The sequence below is a fragment of the Arthrobacter sp. TJ-266 genome, from assembly GCF_058269115.1.
In genome coordinates, this window is the sequence record NZ_JBZCNC010000007.1 from 77,496 (window position 1) to 103,539 (window position 26,044).

Consider the following 26,044-nt stretch of genomic DNA (forward strand, 5'->3'; position numbering starts at 1 on the left):
CGAAACGCTTTGCCCTCCGGTGTGCACTGGGATAAGGCGGCAGATTCGGGAATACCGTGGGTCAGCGTGAACAGTCGGGCATCTCGACAGGCAGCTCGAGATCGATCAGATAATTGGATGCCACCTCATTGACGCAGTCATTCGTACCCTTGCTCACGATGGTGTGCTCGGCTCCCTCGAGCGTAAGAAGTGCGCTATCGAGGGCATCTGCCAGTGCAATGGCTCCGGTATGCGGCGTCGTGGGATCCCCGGTGAAAGATATGACGAGAGTAGCGGTCAAGCCGTCGATGTCCTGGGCGTAGGGGAAGCCGAGCGTCGGCTCCGAAGGCCACTGTTCACACGCGTCCCGCGCACCCTTCGTAGGGTCGCCGCCACGGTCCATGAACGGGGCACTCTCGTAGGTCAGTTCGTTCAGCCGCACGATGTCGTCAGGTGAAAGGCGTTGCTCGTCCATGCAGTTGATGGCAAAGGATGCCTCGAACTGGTTCTGATTGACTGCTGTAGTGGGATTTGCGGTGCTTGTGGTCGCGTACTTCAGCAGTGCGTCGCCGCGGCCCTGCTTCACTTCGGCGATTCCAGCAATCAGGGTCGGCCACGTTTCGGTCGAGTACAGACCGAGGATGACTGCGCCGATGGCGGTATCGAAGTCCAGTTCCCCATCGAGGGCTGGAACGGGGTCTTCGTTCAGGGGCTGCATGATCTTCTGGAACGCTGCAGTCGCGTCGGCCGGATCAGTGCCCAGCGGGCACTGCGCGTCTTGGGTACAGTCTGCGGCCATCGCGTCGAATGCCGCCTGAAATCCGGCGTACGTCGTCGAGAATCGTTCGACAGTAGGCAGCGTCGGATCAAAGGCTCCATCGAGGATCATTGCCCTGACCCGCTGGGGGAACTCCTCCGCGTAGACAGCGCCCAATCGGCTGCCATAGCTTTGGCCGAGGAACGTCAGTTTCTCATCCCCCAACGCTGCACGCAGGATATCCATGTCCTTGGCCGTTGTCCTCGTACCCATTTGTACAAGGGCGTCAGTGCCACCGGAGCCCTCTGCGCAGCGATCTAGCACAGCCTGGGTGTCCTCTTCTGTGAGGGAAGGTCTTTGAGCGAGGGTGGGGAACAATTCGTCACCGCGAGTAGTGCCGTCCTCTGAGTAGCAATCAGCAGCGGGAGTGGTGGCTCCCACGCCACGCGGGTCGAAAGAAACGATGTCGAACTGCTGCGCGAGGCGAGTCGCTGACGGTGGCCCGCCAGGCGCAAGACCACCAAGCTGTGCCCCGAGCGCTAGGGCGCCCAGCACTCCTGATCCACCGGGTCCTCCAGGGTTGAACACGAGCGAGCCTGTTGCCTCGCCGGTTGCACGCATTCGGCTGACTGCGACGGAAGCGGTTGGACCGCTGGGCTCGTCGTACCGCAATGGAACCTTAAGGAATGCACAGTCTGCGGGGCTCGCGGCAAGTATTTCCGCTTCTCGAGGGCTTGTGGCGAAGTTTGCATCGCACTCACCCCACGCAAGTTCCTGTTCGTAGAACTCATCCAGCTCCGTGTTGATCTCGGCTTCCGTGGGCTCTGCCTGCGGGGTTCCCGACGTACACGCAGTTACCGTCATCATTACAGTCATCACAACAGTCAGCAATGTCCACCGTCGTCGGTCGCGCTGTTTATGTGGGTTCTGGATCAGATCTCTCGGGGTCATTTCGTCATTCATGTTCATAGTTCACGGCCTGTTCCTACCACAGAGTCAAATGACCTCTCGAGACCGGCTACCTCTTATGCCAGTCCGCCTCCTACCAGAATGTTCTGGTTCGTCACCCACCGGCCGCCAGGGCTGGCAAGGAAGACAATCAGCTCGGCAATCTCTTCGGGTTGTCCCAAGCGGCCGAAGCTCGAAAGCGACTCCGCCAGGTCAAGCATCTCGGGCTGGAACGCATCCGTGTTTGTCGCGCCAGGAGAGACGGCGTTGACCGTGATGTGACGAGGGCCGAGCTCTTTAGAAAGCACACGCACGAACTGCTCCACGGCTCCCTTCACGCCCAGATACATGCCCATCTGGGGCAAGAGCATCCGAGTGTTCACACTTGAGACCGCGATGATGCGCCCGTGTTCGCGCACCCGGCGAGCTGCTTCCCGGAGGGTCAGGAAGGCCCCTCTCAACTCTCCTACCAACTGGTCGTCGAAGTCCTGTGTTGTGAGCTCTGCGAACGGTCCGACATACTGCCGCGCCGCATTGGCAACAACGATGTCCACGCCTCCGAAACGATCGATGGTTTCGTCGAAGAGCCCAATGAGATGATGTTCGTCTGAGACATCACCTGCCTTAGCGAAAGCCCGGCCTCCTCCTTGCTCTATGAGGCCTACGACGTCTTCGGCCGCATCATGACGCTCTCGGTAGGAAATGACGATGTCAGCACCTCGGGAAGCCAGAGCAAGAGCGGTATAGCGTCCGATTCCCCTCGAACCTCCTGTCACGATTGCGGTCTGACCAGCGAGGTCCATCGATTCTTGCTTCAAGCGGTACTCCTAATTGATCAAGGGATCTGCAAGTGTCAGTTGTGACTCCGGTGCCGACCACGGTCCTGATGCGCGCTCGTGCACGGTTGCTTGCGGCACCTTCATAGCCGCATGACATAGTTCGAGCGGCGTGATCTCACACCCGGCCAACGATGATGATCGGATCCATACAGCCGGCGGCGAGCCCCTTGTGAGTCGCGGTTGGATGTGACCGGCGCGCGTCCGACAGCTCAGCGAAAGCGCACAGCAGGTGCTGCTGCATCGTTAGATGCGGTAGTCCTCGCCAACTTCGAGGACGACCGGTTCCACTCCCACTTCCCGTGCCTTAACTTCGAAGCGATTGATCGCGTCGGGGGCTTGGGCATAGAGCGGTGGATGGTCAAGTCCGTAGTGGATGGGGACTGCAATGGGAGCCCCGAGCAGGTACGCCGCTATTGCCGCCTCTTCGGGCAGCATCACAGCCGGCTGAGGGCTCGACGGGTGAATATTGGGTACATCGACCAACGTCGGACCGTTGATCGGAAGGAACGCGACGTCGATCGGGCCAAGCCTCCGGACTATCGACCACCAGAAGCCGTGAAACATGGTGTCCCCGCCATGGAACACACGGGTGTTCCCGCCCTCGATGACCCAGGAAACTTGCGGGTCGCCCAGCCCGTCAATTGCGGGGCAGGCAGTTACCCGGAAGGGGCCCACGGTACGGCTCTCCCACAGCGGTACGGGCTCGGCCCTGACACCGTTGAGGCTCAGGGCGTTCTCCACCGTCGATTCATGGTGCCGGTCGCCGAAAAGCCCTGTGTCGGGTTCGGGGCGGTACAGAGGGGCTCCCGGAGCGAGTGCTCGTCCGAGCGCTTCAGCGTCGGTGTGGTCTGTGTGCATGTGCGACACCAAAGCCGCATTCGTACGTCCGGGACGAGATGGGGGAGTGAGAGGGAAATTGAATTCAAGATGCTCGGACAACGGCGTGTGATCCTCGAGGAGATCGACGACCAACACATGGTCTTCAAGCTCAATCTCGATACCAGCCCACCCCAACCTGCGTAACCTCATGCTCTTCCTTTCTGATTCCACGCACATCTAGCTCCGCCCGAAAGTTGTTCCGTGGGAGTAGCTGACGAAAGCCAATATTGGTGCATCAACTCCTCATAATCGGTTCATGTCCAAGCATGAGCCGAATCAGGACGAGGTGCACCTTGCGGACGGTTGCAACGGTGTAGGAATAACGCCAGGGCAAGAGGCGTCACTATCGCCTCTTGCCAACTGGGCGCCACCTATGGATCGCTCCGCACGTCACGTCGAACGTGACCTGATCATCTGATGTGTAGATGTGCGAGTATGAGCTGTGGAGCAGTATTCGCTTTTGAAAGGCTTCCGCGAAGACCCCTCAGGTTACTGCTGCACTATCCGTCGCGATCTTGATTTTCGACCAGCGGTCCACGTCCACTGGAGGAATATCTGTCGCAACGCTTGTCGGATATCAGTCCAGGATTGCTGTTGCCTCGATCTCGACGAGCAATTCAGGCACCCATAGTGCCTCGACGCCGATCACGGTGATGGGCGGCAAGGGGGAGCTGTAGCCATCACTCTGCTGGGCACGCGCCGCCCCTTCGAGCACTTGAGCGCCCATTTCCGGCTTCCACCCCACGACGTAGATGGTCATCCTCGCGATGTCGCTTACATCGCCACCTGCTCCCTTGACCCCGAGGACGACGTTCTGCATCGCGGAGTGCACCTGGCCGGCAACGTCTGTCGCGGTCACTGCGCCTTCAGGAGTGACGGCGCACTGACCTGCAAGGAGGAGGAAACGCGTGCCGGTCGCTGATGCGACTGGGGCGTAATCGTCCTGCGCGAGCAATCCCTCGGGGCGACTGAGGCTGACTGTCATTGGATTTCCTTTGCTTGCCGATGTGGGTGGTCAATTTTTGGCGGGGTTCCCGCTCGACCCACTCTAGCAGTGCTAAAGTCTAACTGTCTAGCACCGCTAGATGCTCAGCTCATGCTGTTCTATCCGTCGAAGTGAGTTGAGGACGAACCGTACGTGTGCCAGACGCAGCTGCTCCTTCTCTTCCTCAGGCCAGGCAGACATTGGTGTGTCGATGAGTAGAGCTGCGAGGCCATGGCAAGCTGCCCAGACGTGCAGTGCGTCCCGGCGAGGACCCGAAGTCATGTCGAGCTGCTCGGTGTGTGTGGCGACGGCTTGCTCGAGAATTTCGAATGCTGCGAGTCCAGCTACGCCACGTGCGGCCTGCGCCGGCCGTATCAGCTCCTCGGTAGAGGAGTTCAGCACTATGACCTGGAACAAGCCTTGGTGGTCTCGCGCGAAGTGCATATACGCGAGGCAGACGGCAGCTAGACCTGAGTCACGGGAGGACAGGGTGTTGGTAACCGCGTCGCTGAGAGCGTCGGCGAGTTTGGCGGTGGCGCGCCGGCTGACGGCGAGGAGTAGATCAGCCCTGTCCTTGTAGTGCCAGTACGCGGTTGCTGCGGAAACGCCTGCTGCTCGTTGAACGGCACGAAGTGATAAGGCGGAGGGTCCGGAGGCGGCAGTGATGTCGTAGGCGATCGTCAGGAGGCGCCCGGCAAGATCGGAGGTTGGAGTTTCAGGCATAGTCCATTGTGCGATGACGGACGGTGTCTATGGCAGAGCACAAAAGCCTCCGTTCCACGGAGCTATAGGTGAACGAGTTGTCGTGCTGGACTTGAAGAGGGTTGCGGTCGACGGACATTGGGTGTCGAGCAAGACGCTGCTAAGGGGAGATTTGACGTGTATGACAGCAACATTCGCGGGACGGCGCAATGACTGCATGTGAGCCGACACTGGTCGAAGATGTGCTTCTCTTGCTTTTTCAACCGTCATCGGGTGCCATCGCCGGTGAAAGCACGTTGTATTACGTTCTTGGCGGTGCTGTCATCGCTGATCTGGCGTTAGCTGGGAAGGTGGAAGCCAGGCCTTCTGGTCACTTCTCGAGTACCCTGCACCCGATTGGTGAGGATTCGCCTGCCGATGAGCATCTTCGATCAGCATGGCAGCAGATGACAGCTAAACCGAGAAGTGCGCAATCCCTGATCGCATCAATCGGTCCAGCGCTTCGAGCGCCGATACTGGAACGGTTAGTTGATCGTGGTGATCTGCGTCGTCATGCCACCAAAGTTCTCGGCATCTTCAACTCGACCAAGCTGCGTGTTGGTAGTGAGCGCCGCGAGGGGCTCTTGACTGCTGTGCGAAACACCCTCACCGAGGGTAGAGAGCCGGACGCTCGAACCGCCGCTTGTATCGCTCTTCTATCCGCGAGTGGCACGCTTCCGCAATTCAACCAGGAGATTCCTTGGAACACGGATGTCTATGTTCGAGGAAAGCAGGCCGAGCAGGGTGATTTGGGGGCTCAAGCTGCTGGAGCCGCGGTAATCCGAACGTTGACAGCAGTCACGGTTAACCCTGTGATTGCCTCGACTTTCCTGCGATCTGAGAACTGAACTGCTCAGCTCCGGGCTTGAGCCTAGCTGATCGTAGATCTGCTCAAAGGAGATTTTCTCCTACGACCCGACGGCGTGCTGGGCGGGCAACACATACTCCTCCAAACCCCACCAACCCCATAACCAGCACATCTTATGAAAGGGACCCGCCATGGACACGACAGACATCAAGAGCCGCTCGATACAGACCTCGTTCATCTTCAACTCCTACTACCGAGTACATCCCGAGGACCGCCAGAAGTTCATCGATGCGGTGGCAGAGCACATCCCCCCTACCGCGCAGATGCAGGGATGCGTGTATTACGTATTCGCTGCCGACATCCTTGACCCCAACACCTTCCACCTCTCCGAAGGGTGGGAGAGCGAAGAGGTCATTGAGCGCCACCATCAGTCGGACCTGTTCCAGGAAGCCCTGAAGAAGGCGACGACGACGGTGCGGATCCTCGACAATCAGGGGCAGCGCTACGAGGTCGCCGCGCAAAGTGACGGTCGTCCGCCGCGCCTGAACTGACGTCGGAGCTCACACCTGGACACCATCCGTCGCTGGAGTTCCGACGCGGTTCGTGCCCTGTGTACTTGCTCGGAATGCCCTTGAGGTGGCCTTGTCTGGTGTCACCGAATGATCGATGCTGTGTCTGAGCTGAAGTCCTTACTGCAAGCTACAACGGCAGTTCACTCCGCTGATCCTCCGGTGGGCCGCAGGGCTAACCTCGCTATTTGCTTGCGGGAGACGCGGGATCCCTCTGTGAAGAGTAGGTCCAGGCATGTGAGCATGACATCCCACGTGTTGTGTGTACCTGATGTGCCCTTGTCGCCAGCGCGTCGATGGACGGGGTAGCAGGCGGAGGGCAGCGGAGGGCAGCGGAAGGAGCAGTGCTGTGGCAGGTGATCAAGAATCTCCAACCGGGCAGATAGAGGTCGAGAACTTCTTCGTAGACCCTGCTTTCTCCCATCCGCTGATCTCACCAGACGGGTCACAGATCGCGTACCTGGCTTCCGCTCTAGGGCGGCGAAACGTGTGGGTTCGCGGTGTCGACCAGGACCATCACCACGCAGTACGCGTAACCCATGATTCCCGACGTGGCATCACAAGCTATTTCTGGGCGGAGGATTCGCGATGGTTGCTCTACCTGCAGGACACCGACGGTAACGAGGATTGGCACCTGTTCAAGGTCGATTTGCATGCCCCAGAGCAACCCGCAACCGACCTCACACCGCTTCCGGCGGGGTCACGGGTATTCGGAGCTGAACCGCTGCCATCAAGGCCAGACACTGTGCTCGTCTCCATGAACAAAAGACCGACGGCCATCGACCTGTTCCGCGTTGATCTGGTCACAGGGGAGACAGTCTTACATTACGAACAGACAGATCCGTCCGAGATCGTCCTATTGAACTCCCTTGGAACGCCGGCCTTCTCGACCAAGATGACCGTGGAAGGCATACTCGAGATCTTCGCGATCGACGACGATACTGACAGGCGTCGTCTCCTCCGGCGCCTGGGAGGTGCTGAGTACCCGGTGGGTGTACAGCCCCAGGTCGTAACTCCCGACGGTAAAGGCCTGTTGATCGGTGCGTATCAGGATTCTGATGACTTGCGTCTCCTTCGAATCGACCATGAGTCGGGCGAGGAAAACGTAGTTGCCGCCGTTGCCGGGCACAGCCTGGACATCCTCGGCACGATGGCACCAGGTCTTCTCCCTCCAACAATCTTCACCAGCCGGCGAACCGGAAATGTCATCGCCGCACGGTTCGTCGACGACCGGCCCCGCATCGAAGTCCTGGATGACACTTTTGCCGATGTATACGCTGAACTCGCAAAGCTCTCAGATGGGGTATTGGGCACGCTGTCATCTGACCTGTCCGAGCAGCGATGGGTCGCTACCTTCATCCACGACCGCGATCCAGCGGTGACCTGGTTGTACGACCACGCCACCGGAAAGAGCCAACTTCTCTTCCGCCCTTACCCGCAACTCGATCCGGCAAGCTTGGCGCCAATGACATCGGTTCGTCTGAACGCTCGTGATGGGCTCCCCTTACACGGGTTCCTCACTCTCCCCACCAGCAGCGGATTGGAACCACCTGCGCTCGTGCTTCTTGTTCACGGTGGACCATGGCAGCACGACACCTGGGGCTACAACCCCCAGGTGCAGCTTCTGGCCAATCGCGGCTACGCGGTGCTCCAGGTGAACTTTCGTGGTTCTACCGGATACGGACGAACCCACACTGTGGCCGCGATCGGGCAGTTCGCCCGCGCGATGCATACCGACCTCATCGATGCCTGCGACTGGGCGGTCGCGCAGGGTCATGCCGACCCGCGACGCATCGGCATCATGGGAGGGTCCTACGGAGGCTACGCCGCTCTCCTAGCCGCTGCCATTGCTCCCAAGTACTTTGCCGCGGCGGTCGACTATGTCGGCATCTCCGACCTCGAGAACTTCCTACGGACCCTGCCTCCATTCACGCGCCCTTACAGCATCAATAGCTGGTTCAGGTATGTTGGCGACCCTGACGATTCCGCTGCTGCTGCCGAGATGTTCAAGCGATCGCCGATCTCGATGATCCATCAGATCACCATTCCACTGCTGGTCGCTCAGGGAGCGAATGATGCGCGGGTCGTCCAGGCTGAATCAGACAATATCGTTACACCGCTGCGCGAACGCGGCGTTCCGGTTGAATATCTGCTAGCCACTGACGAGGGCCATGGTTTCGATAACCCGGAGAACAACATTCGATTGCACCATGCGATCGAACATCACTTCGCGAAAAACCTCGCTAACTGATATGGCTGATGTTCTTTTCGGTGAAGTCCTTCTCCGTTTCCACGCCGGAGGGCGAGTGCTCGGATAGTTCGAGGTCGACCGCGTCGATGTGGGGATTCCCCTGTAGCGCCCGTCGATGGGGCAATCACAGCTGGTGCGCGCCACTTCCCGTCGATTCGGACCCCCGACGGATCGCCGATAACTTAGATTATGTCAACTTATGTTGACGTGCACCCCTACTCGCTGCTGTTTGAGCTGATCTGGTCGAACGCTGCGGTGAGGTCATCGGCCGCTGGCAGGGCGCGCCGCTCAGCAGCCGGCAGGCTCTCGTACGTGTAGGTCGAGACGGCCATTGGCGAATCGGATCGACCCAGGGCATAGCGGACGGTGTGGTCGTTCTTGCTGCCGCAGATGAGGATGCCGACGGTGTCGTTGTGCGCCTCACGGCGAAGCTTGTCATCGACCAGGGCGACGTAGAAGTTGAGCTTGCCGGCGTATTCGGGCTGGAACTTGCCGGTCTTGAGTTCGATGACGAAGTAGCGCAGCTGTTCGACATGGAAGAACAGCAGGTCGAGGTAGAAGTCGTCGCCTTCGACTTCGAAGTGCACCTGCCGGCCGACGAAGGCGAAGCCGGGACCGAGCTCCCGGAGTGTGTCGACGATGCGATCCATCAGTGCCTGCTCGAGGTCACGCTCAGCCACCTCTCCGGAGAGACCGAGGAACTCGAACGCATACGGGTCCTTGGCCGCCTGCTGTGCTAACTCGGAGTCCGAGGCAGGCAGGCTACGAGTGAAGTTCGATGGCGCCGTTCCCGTCCGCTCCATCGACTTGTTCATGATCATGTTCGCCAGGACGTTCCTGGACCACCCGTACTCAACGGCTGCCGCGGCGTACCAGTCACGCGTATCGCGGCTGTCGAGCTTGTCAAGCAAGGTGACGACGTGGCCCCACGGCAATTGTCCAACGGGCTGTTGGACAATTGCTTCCTCTTCCCACGCGGCGGCGAAGGCTCGCATGTACTGCAGGTTGCTCCGTGACAAGCCGGTCATGTCGGGGAACTCTGCCCGCAGGTCCTCGGCCAGCCGCTTCATCACTCCGGCACCCCAGCCCTGTCGCTCACGCCGGACCAGGATCTCGTGGCCCAAGTGCCAGTACAGGCTGATGAGCTCAGTGTTCACAGCCCGATGGGCTTTCTGGCGTGCGCCTCGGACGCGTTCCTTCAGGGCTTGCAGCGTCGATCCGTACTCATCTGCCACGGCACCATCGGCGGAAGTCATGAGAATCATCCTTCCAGCATCATCAACGGCGAGTGATCATGCTCGGAGCAGTTGAATCGTCCCCCCCCCGGCGCAAATTGCGTGGGGGACGCGGACTTCTGGGCTATTGGGAGAGGACCTATTGATTCTCGAAAGACTTGTTGTACCTCCGGAGGAGGTGCAGGTCTATTTTTTCCAGCTGCAGGACGTCGGCCACAAAGCGACATCGGTGTTCCGATAACGCGGATCTGTACGCGAGGAAGAATCCTGAGGCTACAGAACCGGTCAAAGTCCACGGTAAAATAGGCGAAACGGCCGAATTGCCTCCAAAAAGTTGACCTAAAACTGCGACAATCAGCACGCCACCTGCAACAAGCGTGAAAGCGATTAAAGCAAGTTGACCCGATGGTTTGAGTAGACGGTAAAGTGGAACTCGAACAAGATTTGTCGCTGCAAGTTGAACGGCTGCCACTCGGAGGTTCAGTTCCAATACAGATTTTGCCACTTGGTCCTCAGCCACCACTTTCAGGGTCTCTTCGATTGATCCGACCAACCTTTGAGCACGCCGGAGGTCAGATAGGCGGGACATGAGTCCGAGTAAGGCAGTCACACCCGCCGAACCTGCAATTGCCGCAATTAGCGAAGCCGCGCCTGCTATATCCACTGCACAGCCTTAGGAGCACAGCCAGTGGACTGATACCTCTCGATACGCAAGCCTTGCGTTATACCCAATCCCAACCTCATTCACTTTGATCCCAACCGGCTAGTTCCGCGTCGACGGTAGGCGCTCCTTTGACCAGAGCGGTCCGCCAGTCGAGCACCTTGTCAATCTGCAGTCGCCCCAAGATAACGATGGGATGCACACCAGTCTTCTGTGCGGCTTCATGCACCCACGCCTTCCGTATGACATCGGGAAGCTGAGGTAAACCACCTGGGATCTGCCACTCCCCCGCTTGGGCGTCTGCAGCCTGCTCCATAGGCTCCTCAGACGACTGGGAGCCATCATCAATAACGAGCTGATCTGGAGACACATGACCAAGGGTGATATGAGCCGCTTCATGCAATAGAGTGAAGAGAACGCTATCTAGTCGCTTACCTCTACCCGATAGTGCAATTACGGGCTGGCTCCGATCTTCATCGAGGAGGAAAGAAGCACCGTTTAGCTTGCTACCAGGGAAAGCTTCAACATAGACGAGGCGCACTCCAATCTCACCAAACATGGCTGGCAGCTCTCGAAACTTAGTTGGCTCCGAGGTGAAGCGCGCCAACTGCGATGCGAGACGTTCAAGTCCCCCTTTATCGTACTCGCTTACCTCTACTTGTTGTGCGCGCTTCCGTGAACAAGCTAGCCATGCCTTTTGCGTTGGCGTGGGACCTTCGTCACGATTAGAACGCCGTGCGGCAGCAAGGAAAGCGGGCGTATCGTAGATGCTGTCGATTTGAAACAACTCTCTGAGTTCTGATTCCTGCTCAGCGAGGCTCTCGCCCTGGATAAGTTTTCGCTTTCGCAGGAGCGACACCGGCGCCAGTTCGTTCATACGTGCACGTAGACGAACTTCATCAAGATCCTTACGGTTTGAGTCGCTTTGGGCTCGTAGCCAGAGCAGATAGCTATTCTGCAGGTTGAGCCAGTACTCAGGTCCGGTCCCTAGGGCAGCACCAATTTGAGCGGCTGACTCCCGAGTAATCTCCTTCTTACCTGACAGGATTTCAGAAACAAACTGAGCTGGTCGCCCCAGTATTTGGGCAAAGTCACCCTGAGACCAATGTCGAGCTTCAAGCTCCTCGGCGAGGAACTCGCCAGGGCGGAAAGCTTCAGCAAGCTCGCGTGTCATGGGTTTCACTCCTTCATCAGTGGTAGTCGAGAGCTTCAATTACGATGACCGATCGCTCATTGGACTGTGTCTCGAAACGAAGGATGACCGTGTATTGCGCATCTATGCGAATGGACCAGGTGCCCGCCCGGCTACCCTTCAGTTTTTCGAGCCGCAGGGACTTGAGCACGCGAAGGTCCTGATTATTTACCGCAGCTTCCAGCTGCTGGATCCGTCGCCGGTAGGCACGAGTGACAGTCGTGGACCACTTTGAGGTATGGCGGCCTTGTTCGTAAGCAAGAAGCTCCAGCTCCTTGTCCTCAAACATCACTCGCATGCGCTCCCCGTCTTCACCCTTGGTGTGAATCGAGACTACAGGAGTGGTACGTGAGGCGTGCTTCTATCGTGCTCGTAAGCTCGTCAGCGCTCATCACCCTTGCGCATGATCATGTTCACGAGTAACGTGATGATCATCATCGTTTCAATCGCTTCAACGACGACCACAAGCTCGCGCTTCTCCCGAGCTGCAAGAAGATGCCCAGCCGCCATCGTCGGTACGTTCTCCACCACAGTCAGTGCTCTGCTCTGACAGAAAGTAGTGCTCCCATGAAGACTCCGATCACCACCGACCTGCAGGTCGTCACGCAGGGAATCAACATCGACATCGAGTCGATTGCACCCACGAAGCTTTTTGGCTCCGAGGCCTACGACGTCGCGAATATGACGATCACGGCCACGGTCAACTCCCCTGCTGATGCGATGTATCGGCTGGTACTGGCCGCTGACGTTGAGTCCGGCACGTCAGCCCTGGTACGGGTCGTCTCGGCAACGGACAAGCACTTCGACAAGCCCGCGTCATTCACACGTGTCAACAAGAACGAGGCAGACCTGTTGGAACCGATTCTGCTCAAGGAGGGAAAGACCCTCGATCCCAACGGCAATACGAAGAAGCAGCTCGAGGCGCTCGTCAGCCAGTACAAGATTGCGGACCTCAGAATCCCCGCGGGCACACAGGTTCTGCGTATCCACGCCAGCCAGAAGCTCCTGCCCGTCGGCGGCGACCCGAAGAAGTATCAGTTCGTCATGTACGCCCCTCAGCTCAGCTTCGCACCGGCCAGCAACGTGCGGCTCGGTGCCACCGTTGTCTTCCCTCTGGACTTCAACGCCACCATCGACACCCCCGTCGTTGAAGCACTTCCCGGCCAGCCACCCGTCAACCTGATCGTGGGAGACGGGACACCTATCACCGTCGGCCAGCAGCGGGCTTACGGCTGGTTCTTCCAGGCTGACCCAAAGATCACCTTCAACTACACCTACGCCTAGAGCTCACCACTCAACAGGAGGGCGGCCGCACTCGTTATCGAGTGCGGCCGCCTTCCTGGTCCTGCTGACGCATAGTCGGACAACAGGCAAACCAACGATTTGCCGAGTAGCTCCGAGATTGTTGTAAAAACTCAGCACGATACCTAGAGCGACCTGCCTTTGGTTAGATCTGCGGCTTCCGCGGCCCTTCTGGCTGCGGAAGCCGCTTCGTCTTGTGCGGTCTTCGTGACGGGCTTGTCCGGCGTGTTCTTCCTCCTCTGAACAGCTTCCTCGGTCTTCTCACCCCACCACGAACGACGGCCATCGGAACGGGGGGCATCCTTGTTCTCGCTCACGACGGGCTCCTTCTTCTGCTGCTTCGCTGCGTCCTGGGTCGCCTCGGTACCAGCCCGGGCAGCGTTCGAGGGCGTCGTCCCTGAAGCCTTCTCCCCAGCCTCCCGATGCCGTGCGATCGCACGTTCGATCGCGGCCTCTTCCGTCGCGGAGCGTTGCGGCTGCACCTCAGGCGTCCTCGTGGGCTGCACAGCGGCCGGCACAGAGTCAGTGGACTGTATGGCGTCGACGATGCGCGCTTCGCGCTGCTGCGGTGCCGGCAGCGGGTCGCTGGCAGCGACACGTTCGGCTTGGAGGCGTTCGATAGCCCTGCGCGCTGCGGCCTGATTCGCGGTCATGCGGTCGGTGATCGCTGCTTCGTCGGCACTCTGCTGCACCTGGGCGGCGCTGCGCGGCGGGACCTGTGTGAGGGCACTGTGCTTGTGCAGGGCCATGGCACGCTCGACCAACCGCTGCGCGACAGGGTCGTCCTGGTACTGCTTCGGGATCATCGCCGTCTCATGAGTACCGATGTTGTACCGGTTCCGATACGCCTCGGTCTCGGCCGCGATGCCATGCCATTCGGTGGCCTTAGACTCCTTCGCTGGCACCGGTCCGAGCGCGGCCGCCCACGCCGGTTGTTCCTCGGCGAGCTGCGCGCCGCGGACGGCGACCCGCTGTCCGAGGTGTGCCCGCAGCCGCTCGAGTTCATCCCGGTACTCGACCGGTACCCGTGCGTCCTGCAGGAGAACGGACGGTGCGATGTCCTCGCTGATGGTAGATCGGCCGAACCCTGCCGTGCTCGTGTCGGTGGTGGTTCTGATGCGGTCGGTGGACGCCGGCGTGCTGGTGCTGGGAATACTGGCCTCGCGTAGCTGGCGTTCCTGGCGGATTGCCTCGGCGATCGTGACCTGGTGGGCGCTGCGGGGATCCTCGCCACGGGCGGTGCGTTCGATCGCTGTCTGCGTCGGGGAGAGATCCTGGCGGCGCTCGAGCTCGAGGGTCATGGTCTTCACCATCCACTGCTCTTTCCTCGTCGCAGCACTGAGTGAGGCGGTCGGGTCGAGGGACTGCAACCGCTCCACAGCGGTGTCGCGTGTCTCGGTAAGTCTGTTGGTGTGCAGGAGCGCGAACGGCCGGGCGGCCCATTCGGTGTCCATGGGAGCCTCACCGGGTGTCCGGCGGAGCTGACCGGCGGCAGCGCCCTCGGCGTGCTTCGCGGCCTGCTGAGCCAGGCGGTCGAGATGATCGTCGGTAAGGGCACCGAGCGGTCGCTGTCCGGTGTTCGCCCGGATCTGCTGCGCGGTGTCGATCCGATTCTCTACCCGGAAAGCGAGGACTGCGGTTGCGTCGTCGGCGCCTGCAAACCCGCGTTCCCGGTATGCCTGAGCGAGGACCGTGGACGCGTCCAGACCCTCGTTCTCAGCCCGCCGCAGGTACGTAGCCACGGCGCCCCATGACTCGTGCGAGGTGAACGCAGCGGCAGCTTCCGGCCCCATGACGTCCTGCGCGATGCCCCGGGTCTTCGCGGTCCATGCTGCTGCCTCGACCTCCTTGTAGACGCCGGCGAGGGTGGCGACGTCACCGGTGCGGACGGCTTCGGCGCGGACAGTTTCGTGGGCAGACAGGGTCCGGTCATGGTTCGCGGTGATCGACGCGAGGACGCTGTCACGGGTGACGGTCTGGTCGTTGTCGTCGCCCAGGGCGACGTAGAGCTTGTTCGTCTCGCGTCCGCGGGTGGCGGCGACGTAGGCGCCGGCCCGGTCGGTCCGCTCATCGATAATCGCGTGCGCGGTGTCCACGGTGGCGCCCTGGGCGCGGTGCACGGTCGCGGCGTAGCCGAGCTGTCCGTGCTCGTTCAGGTAGTCGGCGTCGACGGTGATACGTCCCCGGTGCCCGGAGTGACGGAGGGTCACACGCTGCCGGTCCTTTGCCTCCGGCTGTCCTGCTGCGTGGTCGGTGGTGGGGTTGGCGGTGACCTGTTCCACGGTCCAGACGTCGTTGTTCTTGACGAAGTCCTTGCCTTGGTTGAGCTGCAACGTCCGGTCGTTCCTGCGGGTGACGACGGTGTCGCCGGGGTAGGCGCGGAGCCCGTCCCGCAGGACCACGGACGGCGTTGCGTCCGTGATCGGGCCCGCCCCGTCGGTGAGGTCGCCGGTGGCGATGCGGGCGGCCTGGGCGCGGGCGTTGAGCTCCGTGACGGTGGCGTTGTCGGTGGCGATCATCAGCGACGTCTTACCTGCTGCGGTGTCGGTCATCCACGCGGTGAAAGCATCCTGGGTCATGGCTTCGGTGGTGCCGCCGGTGACACGTTGGTTGTCGAGGTACCACTGGAAGGGGGTGTCAGCTCCGACGGTTGCCGGTTCCCGGAGGGCCAGGGAAGCGTCTGCTTCGCCTTCGGTGTGGAAGCGGTGGACCTCCTCGAGGCGGACTGCTCCGACCTCGTTGTTGAGTAGGCGCAGCGCGCCGCCGGAGCCGATGGCTCCGAGCTGCCGGTCGTCCCCGATCGCACGCACCACGGCACCGTTGCGGGCGGCGACCGCGACGACCTCGGCAAGTTTCGGCGTGGTGACCATCCCTGCCTCATCGACGATGATCACGTCCCCGGCACCGAGAGCGAAGGCGGACCCGCCGTTGTCATGGCCGTCCTTAGCCATACTGTTTTGCTGGTTTTGCTGGCCTTGCGGGTTCCGTTGGGAGATGAGGAACGCGTCGATCGTCGTCGTGTCCGCCCCGATGTCCTTGGACATCACCGCTGCGGCCGCCGCGGTTGGTGCGAGTCCGATGACCTTGCCGCCGCTGTCACGGACAGCGTCAGCGGCCAGGGACAGGCTCGTGGTCTTGCCCGCGCCGGCGGGTCCTATGCCGAGGGTCAGCAGCTTCTCGTCGGTCGCAAAGGCGCGTGCGAGGTCGATCTGACCCTGCGACAAGGCAGGTCCCCCACTGGCAGCGGTGGCCTCGACGTGCTGTGACAACAGGGTGTCGAAGCGTTCAGCTGACACGGCGGGGATGACGATCTTCTGTCCTGCGGCCAGGACCCGGTGCTCGGCGTTCAACACCTCGTGCGAGGTGAACAGGGTGACGTCGGCCTGCTGGAACTGGCTCGTTCCGTCGGCGCGCAGGAACTCGGCCAGCTTCGGAGTGATCGTGTCCGGGGTGACCTGGAGGCTGTGCGTCCCGGTGACTTCCCGGGTGATGTTCTCCACGGTCTGGTCGGTAATGGTCTGTCCCGGGAAGGCCTCTTTGAGGTGCCTGCGAGTCTGGGCGATGACGTGATTCCGTCCCCATACTGCGCGCTTCGCTGCCAGCTCGTGGACGACCAGGCGTGCGTGTTCGTGGACGTCGAGGTCATTGACCAGTGCACCTGCGGGCTTTCCTGTGCTCGCGTTGCGGACGTGCTCGAGCAGGTCGGGTCCGACCGGCATGTTCGTGCTCGAGCTGTAGTCCTGCTGCCATTCCTCGACCAGCTCCGACAGCCGGCGGGCACTCTTCTTCTCCGGCCTTGTCTCCAGGGTTGCTTGCTGCGCGAGGGCGATCTTCTGCTTCTCGTTCGGCGCGTACCCGTGCTTGTCAGCGAACTCAGATTCGAGTCTGCCGATGGCTCCGGCGATGTCTGACCGTCGTGAGGATGCCCGGTAGATGGTGTCCAGGTCGATGCCGGCAACCTCATAGATGGGTTCTCCACCACCGGCTGCGCGGGCCACTGTGCTGACGCCGAGAGACGCACAAACCTTCTCGATGACCTTCGCGTTGTAGGTTTCGGACGCGGCGACGTTCATCTTGTAGAGGGTCCGTCCGTCGAGGGAGGACCACTTTCCGTCGACGCCTCGCACCTTGTTGGCGATGACGACGTGGTCGTGTAGCTGGGGGTCCCCGGCGCGGGAGTCGTAGTGCCGGAACTGGGTAGCGACCAGCCCGCCGTCGACGTCGATCTGTCGGACCCCGTTCTTGCCCCGCCGCGTGTAGGTGGCGTTCTTCTCGAGGAAGGTGATCGTCTCGGCAATCGCTTCATTGTGTGCGGTTTCAATGGCTTTGCGGGCTTCGTCGCCGCCGAGCGCCCACAGAACGGACACCGATTTGGCGGGAGAGAACACCAGGTCATACCCGGCAACGGTCTGCTTCGCCGGAGTGGTCTGCGCGGTCACATACCGGGCAAGCTCCTCGTTACTGCGGGCGTTCCTTCCGTGCGACTCACGGAACAGCTCGCCTCCCACCCGTGACCGGATCTCGTGCATGACCTCCGTGGGCAGCACCTTGTCCGCGTTCTCGGGACCGGTCCATCCGGGACCGCCGAGGCGCCGGAACCGGGCTACTTCCTCGTCGATCCTGCGAGTCATCTCCGTGTTGGCAGCGCCGTACTGGTGGTACTTCTGACCCAGTTTGATCTGCGCTGTCGTACCGCCGGCGGCAAGAATGCTCGCGGCCTCGGGGTGCAGTCCCTCGCCGAACAGAGCTTTCATCTGCGCTTCGCTGACTTCCCCCGACACTCCCAGCAGCTGTTCTGAGTGTCCTACCCACTGACCGGGAGGCATGCCCTCGACGGTGTAGTAGTCCCCCAGCTCACGGTCGCCCGCGCGGAGCTCATCGGCGCTAGCGACCTCGGAGGTGTAGTAGGCGTAGCCGTCGCCAGCACTGAGCTTATGGACGGTCATCACAAACCCATTCTCGCTCACATTCGTTGCGGGGTCGACCTCACTTATCAAGATGCATGAGGTGTGACACATTGTGGTGGTTGGAACGGGGTGGAATCGTGAGGTGACGACGGAGGAGGAAACGCGATGGAACCACGTGGAAACCACTACGATTGGTCCATCACGAACGTGATGCGGTTGTGCACATGAGAATGGGCTGTGGGTAACACGATTCACCGTTATCCACAGCCCATTCGATTGTGTGGAACCGCAAACGGACGTTATCCACCAGGTGGGCAGCGGAGAGACGTTGGGTTATCTCGGAGCTGTCCACGTGTGGTCAACGTCCGTTGGATCCAGTCCGAGCGTCAGCGAGGTCCGCATCGGTGGTTGTAGGCGCCGGCCTCGAGGTCGGCGGTGTCCGTGACCAGCCGGGTTCCGGTTGGGGTCGGCCGGTGGTCGGGCGCTAACCGTTAGGTTTGGGATGGAGTACGCGCCGGAGTGCAAGTCGCGGCCGGGGCAGTATCAGGTACAGGTTTTGAACGCAGGATGAGTGAAGGGGACGAGTCATCATGGCAGCACCGAGGAAGTCAGCGCAGCAGGTAGCGGCACGCGAAAAGGCGAGGGCGAAGGCTCAGGAGCTGACCGAGCGGCACGAACGGTTGATTGACCTGGCGGCGGAGTTCTTCGAGCAGGAGCAGCTGGCCGAGCAGATCCGCGCCGAGGCGCGAGAGCGGGCGGACGCGATCCTGGCGAAAGCCGAGCAGGACGCCGAGGCGGCCGCGAAGGCAGCTGGGCTGAAGGTGCAGCAGATGCTCGATACCGGAGAGAGCCGCGCGGCGGTCGCCGCCCGACTCGGGCTCAGCCCCGCCGAGATGAAGCGGGCACTGGAAGGGGCCGATACCAGCTCACCGTCTGGTGAAGCGCGGACCGAGCCGGCGTTGGCGGCAACAGCTGACGACGTCGCGGAACAGGTCGCAGCAGAGACGAAGGCCGCGTAGCGGGCGATGCTCTGACGGGCAGCACGAAGTGAGGGGACCGACGTATGTTGGTCCCCTCTTCTGTGGGCGACGCATCTGCGTGGTCCTTCCTCCTGGTCGTGTCGGTGTGTGGCGCGGCCGGGGTGTGCGTACTTGATGCGCGGCACCGGAGCCGGGTCGAAGCTGAGTGCGAGGATGGCGGTTCGTCGCCGGCGACCACAGCTCGAGGTTCCCGTAACGGCGGCGAACCGCCCCGCCCACCAGCGGTAAGCCGACCGGCATGCTTTCCCGGGCTGGGCTGGTGGTGCAGGGCTACCGCTCCCTGCACCACCGGCACCCGGTGCTACTCGGCCGCGTACTCTTCCGCGATCATTTCCTCCTCGTCCGCGTGGACTTCCTCGAATGTCTCGGTGTCCTCGTCGGGTTCGGTGGTCTTGTTCGCGCTGTCGAGGATGATCTGCTCGACCTCGCTGGTCTTGTACCCCCACATAACCAACTGCGTCAGGTACGCGACGTGGCCTGCGGAGGGTGAGCGCCACGAGTCCTTCGCGATGGTCTCCTCGAACCCTGCGCAGATCAGCGCGATCAGCGACACCTCGGGACGCGTGGTGGTCTTCGCGACGTGATCACGCAGCGGGTTCCACCCCCACGTCTCCTTGCCCTCGATCTTCGCCCCTGCCATGGTCGCGGCCACGTCGCCCTTGTAGCCGCTGGCGACCACGGGGTGGTGGGTGAGCGCATAGGCGGTGAAGTGCTGCCACCCCTTCGGTGCCTGCTTCTTCGCCAGCAACGACTGGACGAAGTCGCGGCGGACGGTCGTCGCGGACACCATGGCCTTGTTGTTCGCGATCAGGGTCCGGCGGTCGGCCTTCTGCTCATCGGTCATCGGGCCGGACGGCGCCGATGAAGTCGCTGCGTGCCGGAGGGTGAAGCCAAGGTCCTTCCACCCGGTAACCACGGGCACGGTGAAGACCTCGCCGTAGTAGTTGCTGTCCACGAACACGGCGTTCGCGTCCTCGTCGGTAGCTCGTTCGCCGTCCGAGCGGAGCAACCCGCTGGGGCGCACGTTCTCGTCGGTCGGGTAGTAGCCGTAACTCGCGTGCTCCACGACGGTGGTCCCTGCCGCTGCCAGCTCTGCGAGGAGATCGACGCGGGCCTGCTCACGGGTCCGCCTGTCCCGCAACTGCTGGGCGGCGTGAGCGAGCATTTCAGGCTCACCCTCGATCACCGATTCCAGCTCCTCCGTGGCGTTTTCGTCGCCCTCGAACTCGGCCAACACGAGAGCTTCCTCGATGGTCCGGCCCCTCGTCAGTGCAGCCTCCCCCGCTGCGCTCTTCTTAGCCTTCAACGCGCCCTCGACTTGGGTCTTAGCGCGTCCGGTCTTCTTCGCGATCTGCGCCGCGCTCACGCCCAGCAGGGACAGCTGGTGGAAGGCGTCGGCCTCTTCGGCGTCGGTCAGTGCGGACCGCTGGACGTTCTCCACGACCTGCGTGGTGATCCGCTCGGCTTCCTCGGGGCTGGCGACGACCATGACCGGGATCAAAGGGGCCTCGGCTTCGACCGCGCCGCAGGTGCGGCGCTGACCCATCAGGACGTGCACGGTGGTGGTTCCGTCGCCGTTGTCCTTGCGGTGTGCGATCACGGGTTCGATTACGCCGTGCTCCTTGATGCTCGCGACGAACTCGGGCGTCAGGGCGGCGTCCTTGCGAACGTTCACGTCGACGGTGAGCGTGCGCGGGTCAATCATCTCCAGCGTTGGCGCGGAGGTCGGCTGAGTAGTCAGCTGAGTGTTCATGGTTGTTGCTCCTTCGTTGCGGTGGTGGAGTCGAGGCCCTGTAGTGACCAGCAGCGGACCCCTTCCCCGTTGTTTTTTGCCTGCTGGCGAACTCGTTCGCTCGTTCCCGACGGAGCACTGTCAACCCGAAGGGCAGGGCCTGCCAGAAACCTCGAAGGAAATAAGCGACGCAGGAGCGCCGTAGAGGTTTGTGGCCGGCCCCGTCGCGCAGCGATTGACGGTGTGGAGCGGGGACGCACAATCCGTAGGACAGCAGCAAAAAAGACCCGGACGGGATGCGACGAAGGAGCAGCCTGGCCGTGACAGGCCGAAGCGAAGCGCAGGACCATTGCCCTGCTCGGAGCCCTGGCGGAGAGCAGGGGAAGCACTAGAACCGCCGGCTATCCACAACCGCCGGCCACCACACTCCCCCGCGCTCGCCGGCCACCGTTGGATGCCTGGGTGCATTGGTGGGGGTATGGGAAAGGGCGGCAGGGCTGGTGTGCCCGTGCCGCCCTCTGTGCCCGGCTAAGTGCTCTCAGCCGATGGTGTGTCTAGGCGAGGAGATCCTTGTCGGCCTCGGGTGTCCACACGATGTCGACGTGCGAGAAGTGAACGGGCCCGGCCGTTACCTGGTCCTCGAGCAGTTCTTCCACTGTCGGTGCTGTCAGCTGCGGGAAGTGGACGGCCAAACTCTCACTGAAGGGGGTTGCCATGGTGATGCTCGGGGTGGTGCGCGCGATGAAGTCTGTGGTTCCCATGCGTGTGTCTTCCTTACTCGGTGGAGTGATTTCACTGTACGTGCTGGCGCAGCCGGAACCCGGAGGTCGCCTGGCGGACCAATCCTGTAGGTGCAGCTCGTGGCTGGTAGGTGTGGTCGCGTCAGCGTGTCTGGCGGCGGCCGGGGGAGCTGGCGGCGGAGGCCGCCGCCCGCGCACCCAGCGAAACCGGCGGCACCCCTCTCGCGTGCTCCTGTCGTGCCGGGTAGACGACAAGAGGGCCGGACTCCCGTGGGGGTGGGTGTCCGGCCCTCGGCCTGTGGTCCAGCTGGCCCCGTTTCCGGGTGCCTGGCTAGTGGCGCCTACCCTGCGGGTACGCGGTGGCCTCGCTCTGCGCGGGCAGTGCTACGTAGCTGCGGCCGACCATTTCGCGCAGCAGGCGGGACAGCCGGTGCTGCCCGTCGACGTCCACGGCTTTCGTGAAGTAGGCGATGGCCACCGACGATGATCCCCGGTACCAGCACAGCCATCCGAGGAAGCAGAACAGCGGGGCGCGGTCCTCGATCGGCGTGTACGCGAGGACCTCGATCAGCAGGTCCTCGGTTGCGTCCACGCGGGACCAGTCCGGCCGCCCCTCGTACCGGCCCGTCAGGATCTTCCCGAACGTCAGCTCGTCGTCGGCCGCGCTGATCGCGTCGGCCATCAGCCGGTCCCGGATGGACTTGATGTGCAGGTATGCGACCAGCTCGCACGCGGCCGCCTCGTCGACGTCCTCCCCCAGTGCTTCGTTCCACTCGGCGCGGGCGTCGCGCATCTTCTGGTGGTCGAACTCCAGATCATCCGGGGCTCCCAGCCTGTTAATCCAGTACGTCGTGTCACTGATCGTCGCGTGAGCGTCCCCCGATCCGATGAATGCCGGGTTTACGGCCATGGCTTCCACGCTGGGGCGCGTGCTGTATCCGCGGTAGACCATTTCCGCGTTGACCGTGCTGTCACGGACCTCCTCCAGCGGGTTCAGTGTGCAGCACCCGGCGTCTTCGCAGAAGTAGGTCGTGTATCCCTTGTCGGTGACCAGCCACCCGTTCCGCAGGGACCATCCGGCCTGCTCCATTTCGGTTTCGATGGCCTTCGCGTAGTCCATGTAGGGCTTCGCGTGCTCGTTCTCGCCCGACAGGGCGGCGTCGGCCAGCTCGTTCGTGTAGGCGATCAGCAGGGCGCCGTCGGCGGCGGTGTCCGCGAGCAGGTACTCCATGACGGTCCGCGCATAGTCGACCGGGCGGACCCCTTCGCGGGGGGCGTCGGTCCGAAGGGTCGCGCCCGCCACCTTGCCGCGCATGGTGACGACCACGAAGGACTCGCGCGGCTGGAAGCCGAGCACGGTCGGGACGTAGGCGAGCAGGTCGGCGGCCGTCGACGCGGTGACGGTGTCGTTGTGCTGGGTGTTCTCGTTCATGGTTGTTGCTCCTTCGTTGCGGTGGTGGAGTCGAGGCCCTGTAGTGACCAGCAGCGGACCCCTTCCCCGTTGTTTTTTGCCTGCTGGCGAACTCGTTCGCTCGTTCCCGACGGAGCACTGTCAACCCGAAGGGCAGGGCCTGCCAGAAACCTCGAAGGAAATAAGCGACGCAGGAGCGCCGTAGAGGTTTGTGGCCGGCCCCGTCGCGCAGCGATTGACGGTGTGGAGCGGGGACGCACAATCCGTAGGACAGCAGCAAAAAAGACCCGGACGGGATGCGACGAAGGAGCAGCCTGGCCGTGACAGGCCGAAGCGAAGCGCAGGACCATTGCCCTGCTCGGAGCCCTGGCGGAGATCAGGGAAGCACTAGAACCGCCGGCTACCTACGACCGCCGGCCACCCGCGTGGTTTGTCCCTGAGCCGCAGCAGTAGCTGAGAGTGTGCCCGCCGTAGGGTGAGTTGCATGCGTGACTTGGCCAATCTCCTCGTACAGCTCGCCCTGATCGTCGGCGTCCTGTTGATCGTCCGGCTGGTCTTTGATCTGAGCCTGGGAGGGGTGCTGGCTGGCTGTGGCGCAGGACTGGGCATCGCCGTCACTCAATACGTGAGAGCCCGCAGGGCTACGCGGGCGACCGTTCATGGTGACGGCCGCCGGCTACCGGAGGGTTAGAAGGTGGAAGCGGGAGCTGCACTACCAGCTCCCGCTTCCGTACCGCTTTTCTTGCGTTTCCCCGCAACGAGGAAATCTCGGGCCCGGTTCTTCTCTTCGGTGAGAGTCCGTCGGCCTGGCCGGAGGGCCCCCGGTGCGACCGGTTCCCACTTCCTGCCCTGGTTGTGCTTGCGCTGCAGGCGCTTCACCTCACGCATCACAGCTGCTTCGATCAAGTCTGTCACAGAGCGGTACCCCTCGGCATTGCCTGCGGCGAGGAACGCGGCTCGCACCTGGTCCGCGTCGGTCTGGCTGAAGTACGGGGTGAATGACGCAGGCTTGTTCTTGCTCACTCCGCGTCCCCTCCCCCACCATCGCCCTCGGGCTGTCCACCTCGAGCGGTGTCCTACTAGCGCCTACCGTTGAATTTGACTAATACATAGCGACAGCAAGTGATGTAATTCTTCAGGAGTTTTAGCGTTTGGGTTTTCATTAGTTATGAAAACATTTAAGTACTGATGTAGCTGACGCCGTCCGGTGATTCCCTGCAGAGGTCTGATATACCATACAAAACCTCGAGGACGCGGCGGTATACCAACAGCCGCTAAATACTCGTCGATAGTATCTTCGACAATTAGCTGATCGTCGACATCTAGCAGAGGAGCACTTGGGACCTTCCGTACAACATTCGCCGGTTTGGTGACAGCGCATATCATGGCGTCCCAAGTCGAGTCTTCAAGCTCGATCCAGTCCGAGCTAGGCGACTGGACCCGTACCTGTTGCCAGTTGAAGGACTTCATTTTCACTCCTCTAAGTGTCCCGCACCGGGCGTGGTTCGCGCAGTGCGGGACACCGAATCCTAGGGGAAGTAGCAGTTATCTGCTCCGTAGCAGGCAAAGTCAAGCGTCTCGAGTGGAGCCGCGGTGTAAGGAGTATAGCCCGACGGTGTGAAGTCGGTTCGAGCGAAATTGACGTACAAATTGCTGTTATTTAGCCTGTTGCCATAGACAGTCCCCGAGTCTGCACGATACTTATTTGGCCCGATGCCGGCAGCCGCGACATTATGTGATCCGCAATTGATTGGGGGATTACGGTACTCGGTGCAGGTAATTCTTGTATTGTAAAAGGAGATACTCGGTCCCGAGTCCCAGATCACAGCCAGACGAGAGTTCGCTTGGCGCCCATTGAGAGACGTGCGGAGGACTATGTCGTAGCTGCCAATCACACCATTCGAATTCCCGTATGCCGCGTTACCCTTGGTCTCAGAGACATAGTTGCTGAGCTCACGCCTGCAGATCGAGCCATTCTCACACCAGGTGTCATAATCAGTCCCACCAGCCATCAGTTCCAGCTCCGGGGCATTCCGGTCCTGCTTAGGCTGGTGACCTGCAGGGGAAGAGCTGGGCGTCGGTTCCTTCACGCTCTTCTCTTTGATAGGAGCCTTACCCGTGCGGTCAACCTGCACATCCAGACCATCCGGAGTGCAAAGCCACTGTTGTGCTCCGCTAGCCATAGCCTCTGATATGCAGGGCTGCAGCGTTTCTGGGATGCCCCTATCAGGCTTTTCCCCATTCGCATGGGCAGGCGCGGCAGTGAGTAGTGACAGGAGGACAATTGACGATGCAAGTAGTGACCAAATGGAAGAGGCCCGACTTGAGTTTGGGCGCACTCCAGAGTTTGATGGCATATGTGTATCTCCCACACGTTGACAGAAGGTAAACCTTCGAGCGATAACGGCTATTGCCGTTGCGTTAGATTAAAAGTTAGTTTCCTGAAGTTCAAGGGTTCCCGCGACTAATTTTCGAGAGTCTAGACAAACGGCATCTTGAAGTGTATAAAGCTCGACTTTTACTAAGTCGAGTAGGATCTATAATCTCAGTGAACTTATTAGTTTACCTATCATTCTGTCTACGACAGCAGGAACCATCCTTACCGCCTGCGCACACCCACCTCGTCACCGACACCGCGTAGTTCAGCTCGAGCGAGCGGTGGCCGTGCATAGCCCCTGAACGCCAACTCACCACGTAGATCATTGATTGTTGACGTGGGCTCGTACTATCTGGGCATCGGTCAAAACAAGCATCGCGCTGCCTTCTACGCGGAACAGCTGAATGCGCGAATTGAATAGTTCGTGATGCGGGAGGAGCTGATCATGCTCACCGCAGCCGAGCTCGACGTCGAGAACTGCCAACCGACGGATTTTGCCGAACCGCGGCAGATGTACGCGTGGGTGCGCTATCGGTTTAAGACCAGCGGGGTTCATGCACACGCGATCCCATACTTGAGGACGGCGCGGCGATGTTCAGGCCACGGTGTCAAAAAGAAGGAGACGGGAGCTGCACTACCAGCTCCCGCTTCCGTACCGCTTTTCTTGCGTTTCCCCGCAACGAGGAAATCT

The 26,044-nt window shown here is 61.3% G+C and carries 21 protein-coding genes; 6 read left to right on the top strand and 15 right to left on the bottom strand.

Going from position 1 to position 26,044, the window contains the following annotated elements; genetic code table 11:
- Nucleotides 1-61: 61 nt before the first annotated feature.
- The 5 genes from AC4D12_RS16295 to AC4D12_RS16315 form a co-directional block, all read right to left on the bottom strand.
- Nucleotides 62-1,705, bottom strand: coding sequence for an alpha/beta fold hydrolase (locus AC4D12_RS16295; protein WP_490951003.1), 1,644 nt, complete (start codon nucleotides 1,703-1,705; stop codon nucleotides 62-64).
- Between the two features lie 56 nt (nucleotides 1,706-1,761).
- Nucleotides 1,762-2,502: an SDR family oxidoreductase gene (locus tag AC4D12_RS16300; protein ID WP_490951004.1), complete on the bottom strand. Its 741-nt coding sequence runs from the start codon at nucleotides 2,500-2,502 to the stop codon at nucleotides 1,762-1,764.
- Between the two features lie 264 nt (nucleotides 2,503-2,766).
- A complete protein-coding gene (locus AC4D12_RS16305; protein ID WP_490951005.1) occupies nucleotides 2,767-3,552 on the bottom strand; it encodes an MBL fold metallo-hydrolase in 786 nt (261 codons plus the stop codon).
- Nucleotides 3,553-3,979: 427 nt separating this feature from the next.
- Nucleotides 3,980-4,387, bottom strand: coding sequence for a RidA family protein (locus tag AC4D12_RS16310; RefSeq protein WP_490951006.1), 408 nt, complete (start codon nucleotides 4,385-4,387; stop codon nucleotides 3,980-3,982).
- A gap of 96 nt (nucleotides 4,388-4,483) precedes the next feature.
- The gene (locus AC4D12_RS16315) at nucleotides 4,484-5,110 is read right to left on the bottom strand and encodes a TetR/AcrR family transcriptional regulator (RefSeq protein WP_490951007.1); all 627 of its coding nucleotides are present in this window, start codon (nucleotides 5,108-5,110) and stop codon (nucleotides 4,484-4,486) included.
- 188 nt (nucleotides 5,111-5,298) lie between these two features.
- Between AC4D12_RS16315 and AC4D12_RS16320 the strand changes: the two genes are divergently transcribed.
- From AC4D12_RS16320 to AC4D12_RS16330, 3 genes are all read left to right on the top strand, one after another.
- A complete protein-coding gene (locus tag AC4D12_RS16320) occupies nucleotides 5,299-5,976 on the top strand; it encodes a GOLPH3/VPS74 family protein (protein ID WP_490951008.1) in 678 nt (225 codons plus the stop codon).
- A gap of 151 nt (nucleotides 5,977-6,127) precedes the next feature.
- The gene (locus tag AC4D12_RS16325) at nucleotides 6,128-6,487 is read left to right on the top strand and encodes a putative quinol monooxygenase (protein ID WP_490951009.1); all 360 of its coding nucleotides are present in this window, start codon (nucleotides 6,128-6,130) and stop codon (nucleotides 6,485-6,487) included.
- A gap of 367 nt (nucleotides 6,488-6,854) precedes the next feature.
- Nucleotides 6,855-8,756: a S9 family peptidase gene (locus AC4D12_RS16330; RefSeq protein WP_490951010.1), complete on the top strand. Its 1,902-nt coding sequence runs from the start codon at nucleotides 6,855-6,857 to the stop codon at nucleotides 8,754-8,756.
- A gap of 215 nt (nucleotides 8,757-8,971) precedes the next feature.
- Here the strand turns inward: AC4D12_RS16330 and AC4D12_RS16335 are convergent, their stop codons facing one another.
- The 4 genes from AC4D12_RS16335 to AC4D12_RS16350 all read right to left on the bottom strand — a co-directional run bounded on the left by AC4D12_RS16335 (nucleotide 8,972) and on the right by AC4D12_RS16350 (nucleotide 12,375).
- Entirely contained in the window at nucleotides 8,972-10,012 is a 1,041-nt protein-coding gene (locus AC4D12_RS16335; protein WP_490951011.1) for a PDDEXK nuclease domain-containing protein, read from the bottom strand.
- 719 nt (nucleotides 10,013-10,731) lie between these two features.
- Entirely contained in the window at nucleotides 10,732-11,826 is a 1,095-nt protein-coding gene (locus tag AC4D12_RS16340; RefSeq protein ID WP_490951012.1) for a HigA family addiction module antitoxin, read from the bottom strand.
- Nucleotides 11,827-11,842: 16 nt separating this feature from the next.
- A complete protein-coding gene (locus AC4D12_RS16345; protein WP_490951026.1) occupies nucleotides 11,843-12,133 on the bottom strand; it encodes a type II toxin-antitoxin system RelE/ParE family toxin in 291 nt (96 codons plus the stop codon).
- A 92-nt stretch (nucleotides 12,134-12,225) separates the two neighbouring features.
- Nucleotides 12,226-12,375, bottom strand: coding sequence for a hypothetical protein (locus AC4D12_RS16350; RefSeq protein ID WP_490951013.1), 150 nt, complete (start codon nucleotides 12,373-12,375; stop codon nucleotides 12,226-12,228).
- 36 nt (nucleotides 12,376-12,411) lie between these two features.
- Between AC4D12_RS16350 and AC4D12_RS16355 the strand changes: the two genes are divergently transcribed.
- Nucleotides 12,412-13,128, top strand: a complete 717-nt coding sequence (locus AC4D12_RS16355; RefSeq protein WP_490951014.1) for a hypothetical protein — start codon at nucleotides 12,412-12,414, stop codon at nucleotides 13,126-13,128.
- Nucleotides 13,129-13,271: 143 nt separating this feature from the next.
- On the opposite strand, the gene mobF is transcribed toward AC4D12_RS16355, so the two are convergent.
- Complete coding sequence (gene mobF, locus AC4D12_RS16360; RefSeq protein WP_490951015.1) at nucleotides 13,272-18,092, bottom strand: MobF family relaxase; 4,821 nt, start codon at nucleotides 18,090-18,092, stop codon at nucleotides 13,272-13,274.
- Between the two features lie 551 nt (nucleotides 18,093-18,643).
- Between mobF and AC4D12_RS16365 the strand changes: the two genes are divergently transcribed.
- Nucleotides 18,644-19,072 carry a hypothetical protein gene (locus AC4D12_RS16365; RefSeq protein WP_490951016.1) on the top strand — a complete coding sequence of 143 codons (429 nt, stop codon included), beginning with the start codon at nucleotides 18,644-18,646 and terminating at the stop codon, nucleotides 19,070-19,072.
- Between the two features lie 322 nt (nucleotides 19,073-19,394).
- Here the strand turns inward: AC4D12_RS16365 and AC4D12_RS16370 are convergent, their stop codons facing one another.
- From AC4D12_RS16370 to AC4D12_RS16390, 5 genes are all read right to left on the bottom strand, one after another.
- Nucleotides 19,395-20,846, bottom strand: a complete 1,452-nt coding sequence (locus AC4D12_RS16370) for a ParB/RepB/Spo0J family partition protein (RefSeq protein WP_490951017.1) — start codon at nucleotides 20,844-20,846, stop codon at nucleotides 19,395-19,397.
- A gap of 533 nt (nucleotides 20,847-21,379) precedes the next feature.
- Nucleotides 21,380-21,586, bottom strand: a complete 207-nt coding sequence (locus tag AC4D12_RS16375) for a hypothetical protein (protein WP_490951018.1) — start codon at nucleotides 21,584-21,586, stop codon at nucleotides 21,380-21,382.
- Nucleotides 21,587-21,896: 310 nt separating this feature from the next.
- Nucleotides 21,897-22,997 carry a DUF4192 domain-containing protein gene (locus AC4D12_RS16380; protein WP_490951019.1) on the bottom strand — a complete coding sequence of 367 codons (1,101 nt, stop codon included), beginning with the start codon at nucleotides 22,995-22,997 and terminating at the stop codon, nucleotides 21,897-21,899.
- Nucleotides 22,998-23,663: 666 nt separating this feature from the next.
- On the bottom strand, nucleotides 23,664-23,999 hold the full coding sequence (locus AC4D12_RS16385) for a ParB family protein (RefSeq protein WP_490951020.1): 336 nt from the start codon (nucleotides 23,997-23,999) through the stop codon (nucleotides 23,664-23,666).
- A gap of 63 nt (nucleotides 24,000-24,062) precedes the next feature.
- A complete protein-coding gene (locus tag AC4D12_RS16390; protein WP_490951021.1) occupies nucleotides 24,063-24,446 on the bottom strand; it encodes a DUF5956 family protein in 384 nt (127 codons plus the stop codon).
- A 1,352-nt stretch (nucleotides 24,447-25,798) separates the two neighbouring features.
- Here AC4D12_RS16390 and AC4D12_RS16395 point away from each other — a divergent pair.
- A partial coding sequence (locus AC4D12_RS16395) for a hypothetical protein (protein ID WP_490951022.1) occupies nucleotides 25,799-26,044 on the top strand: 246 nt, incomplete at its 3' end.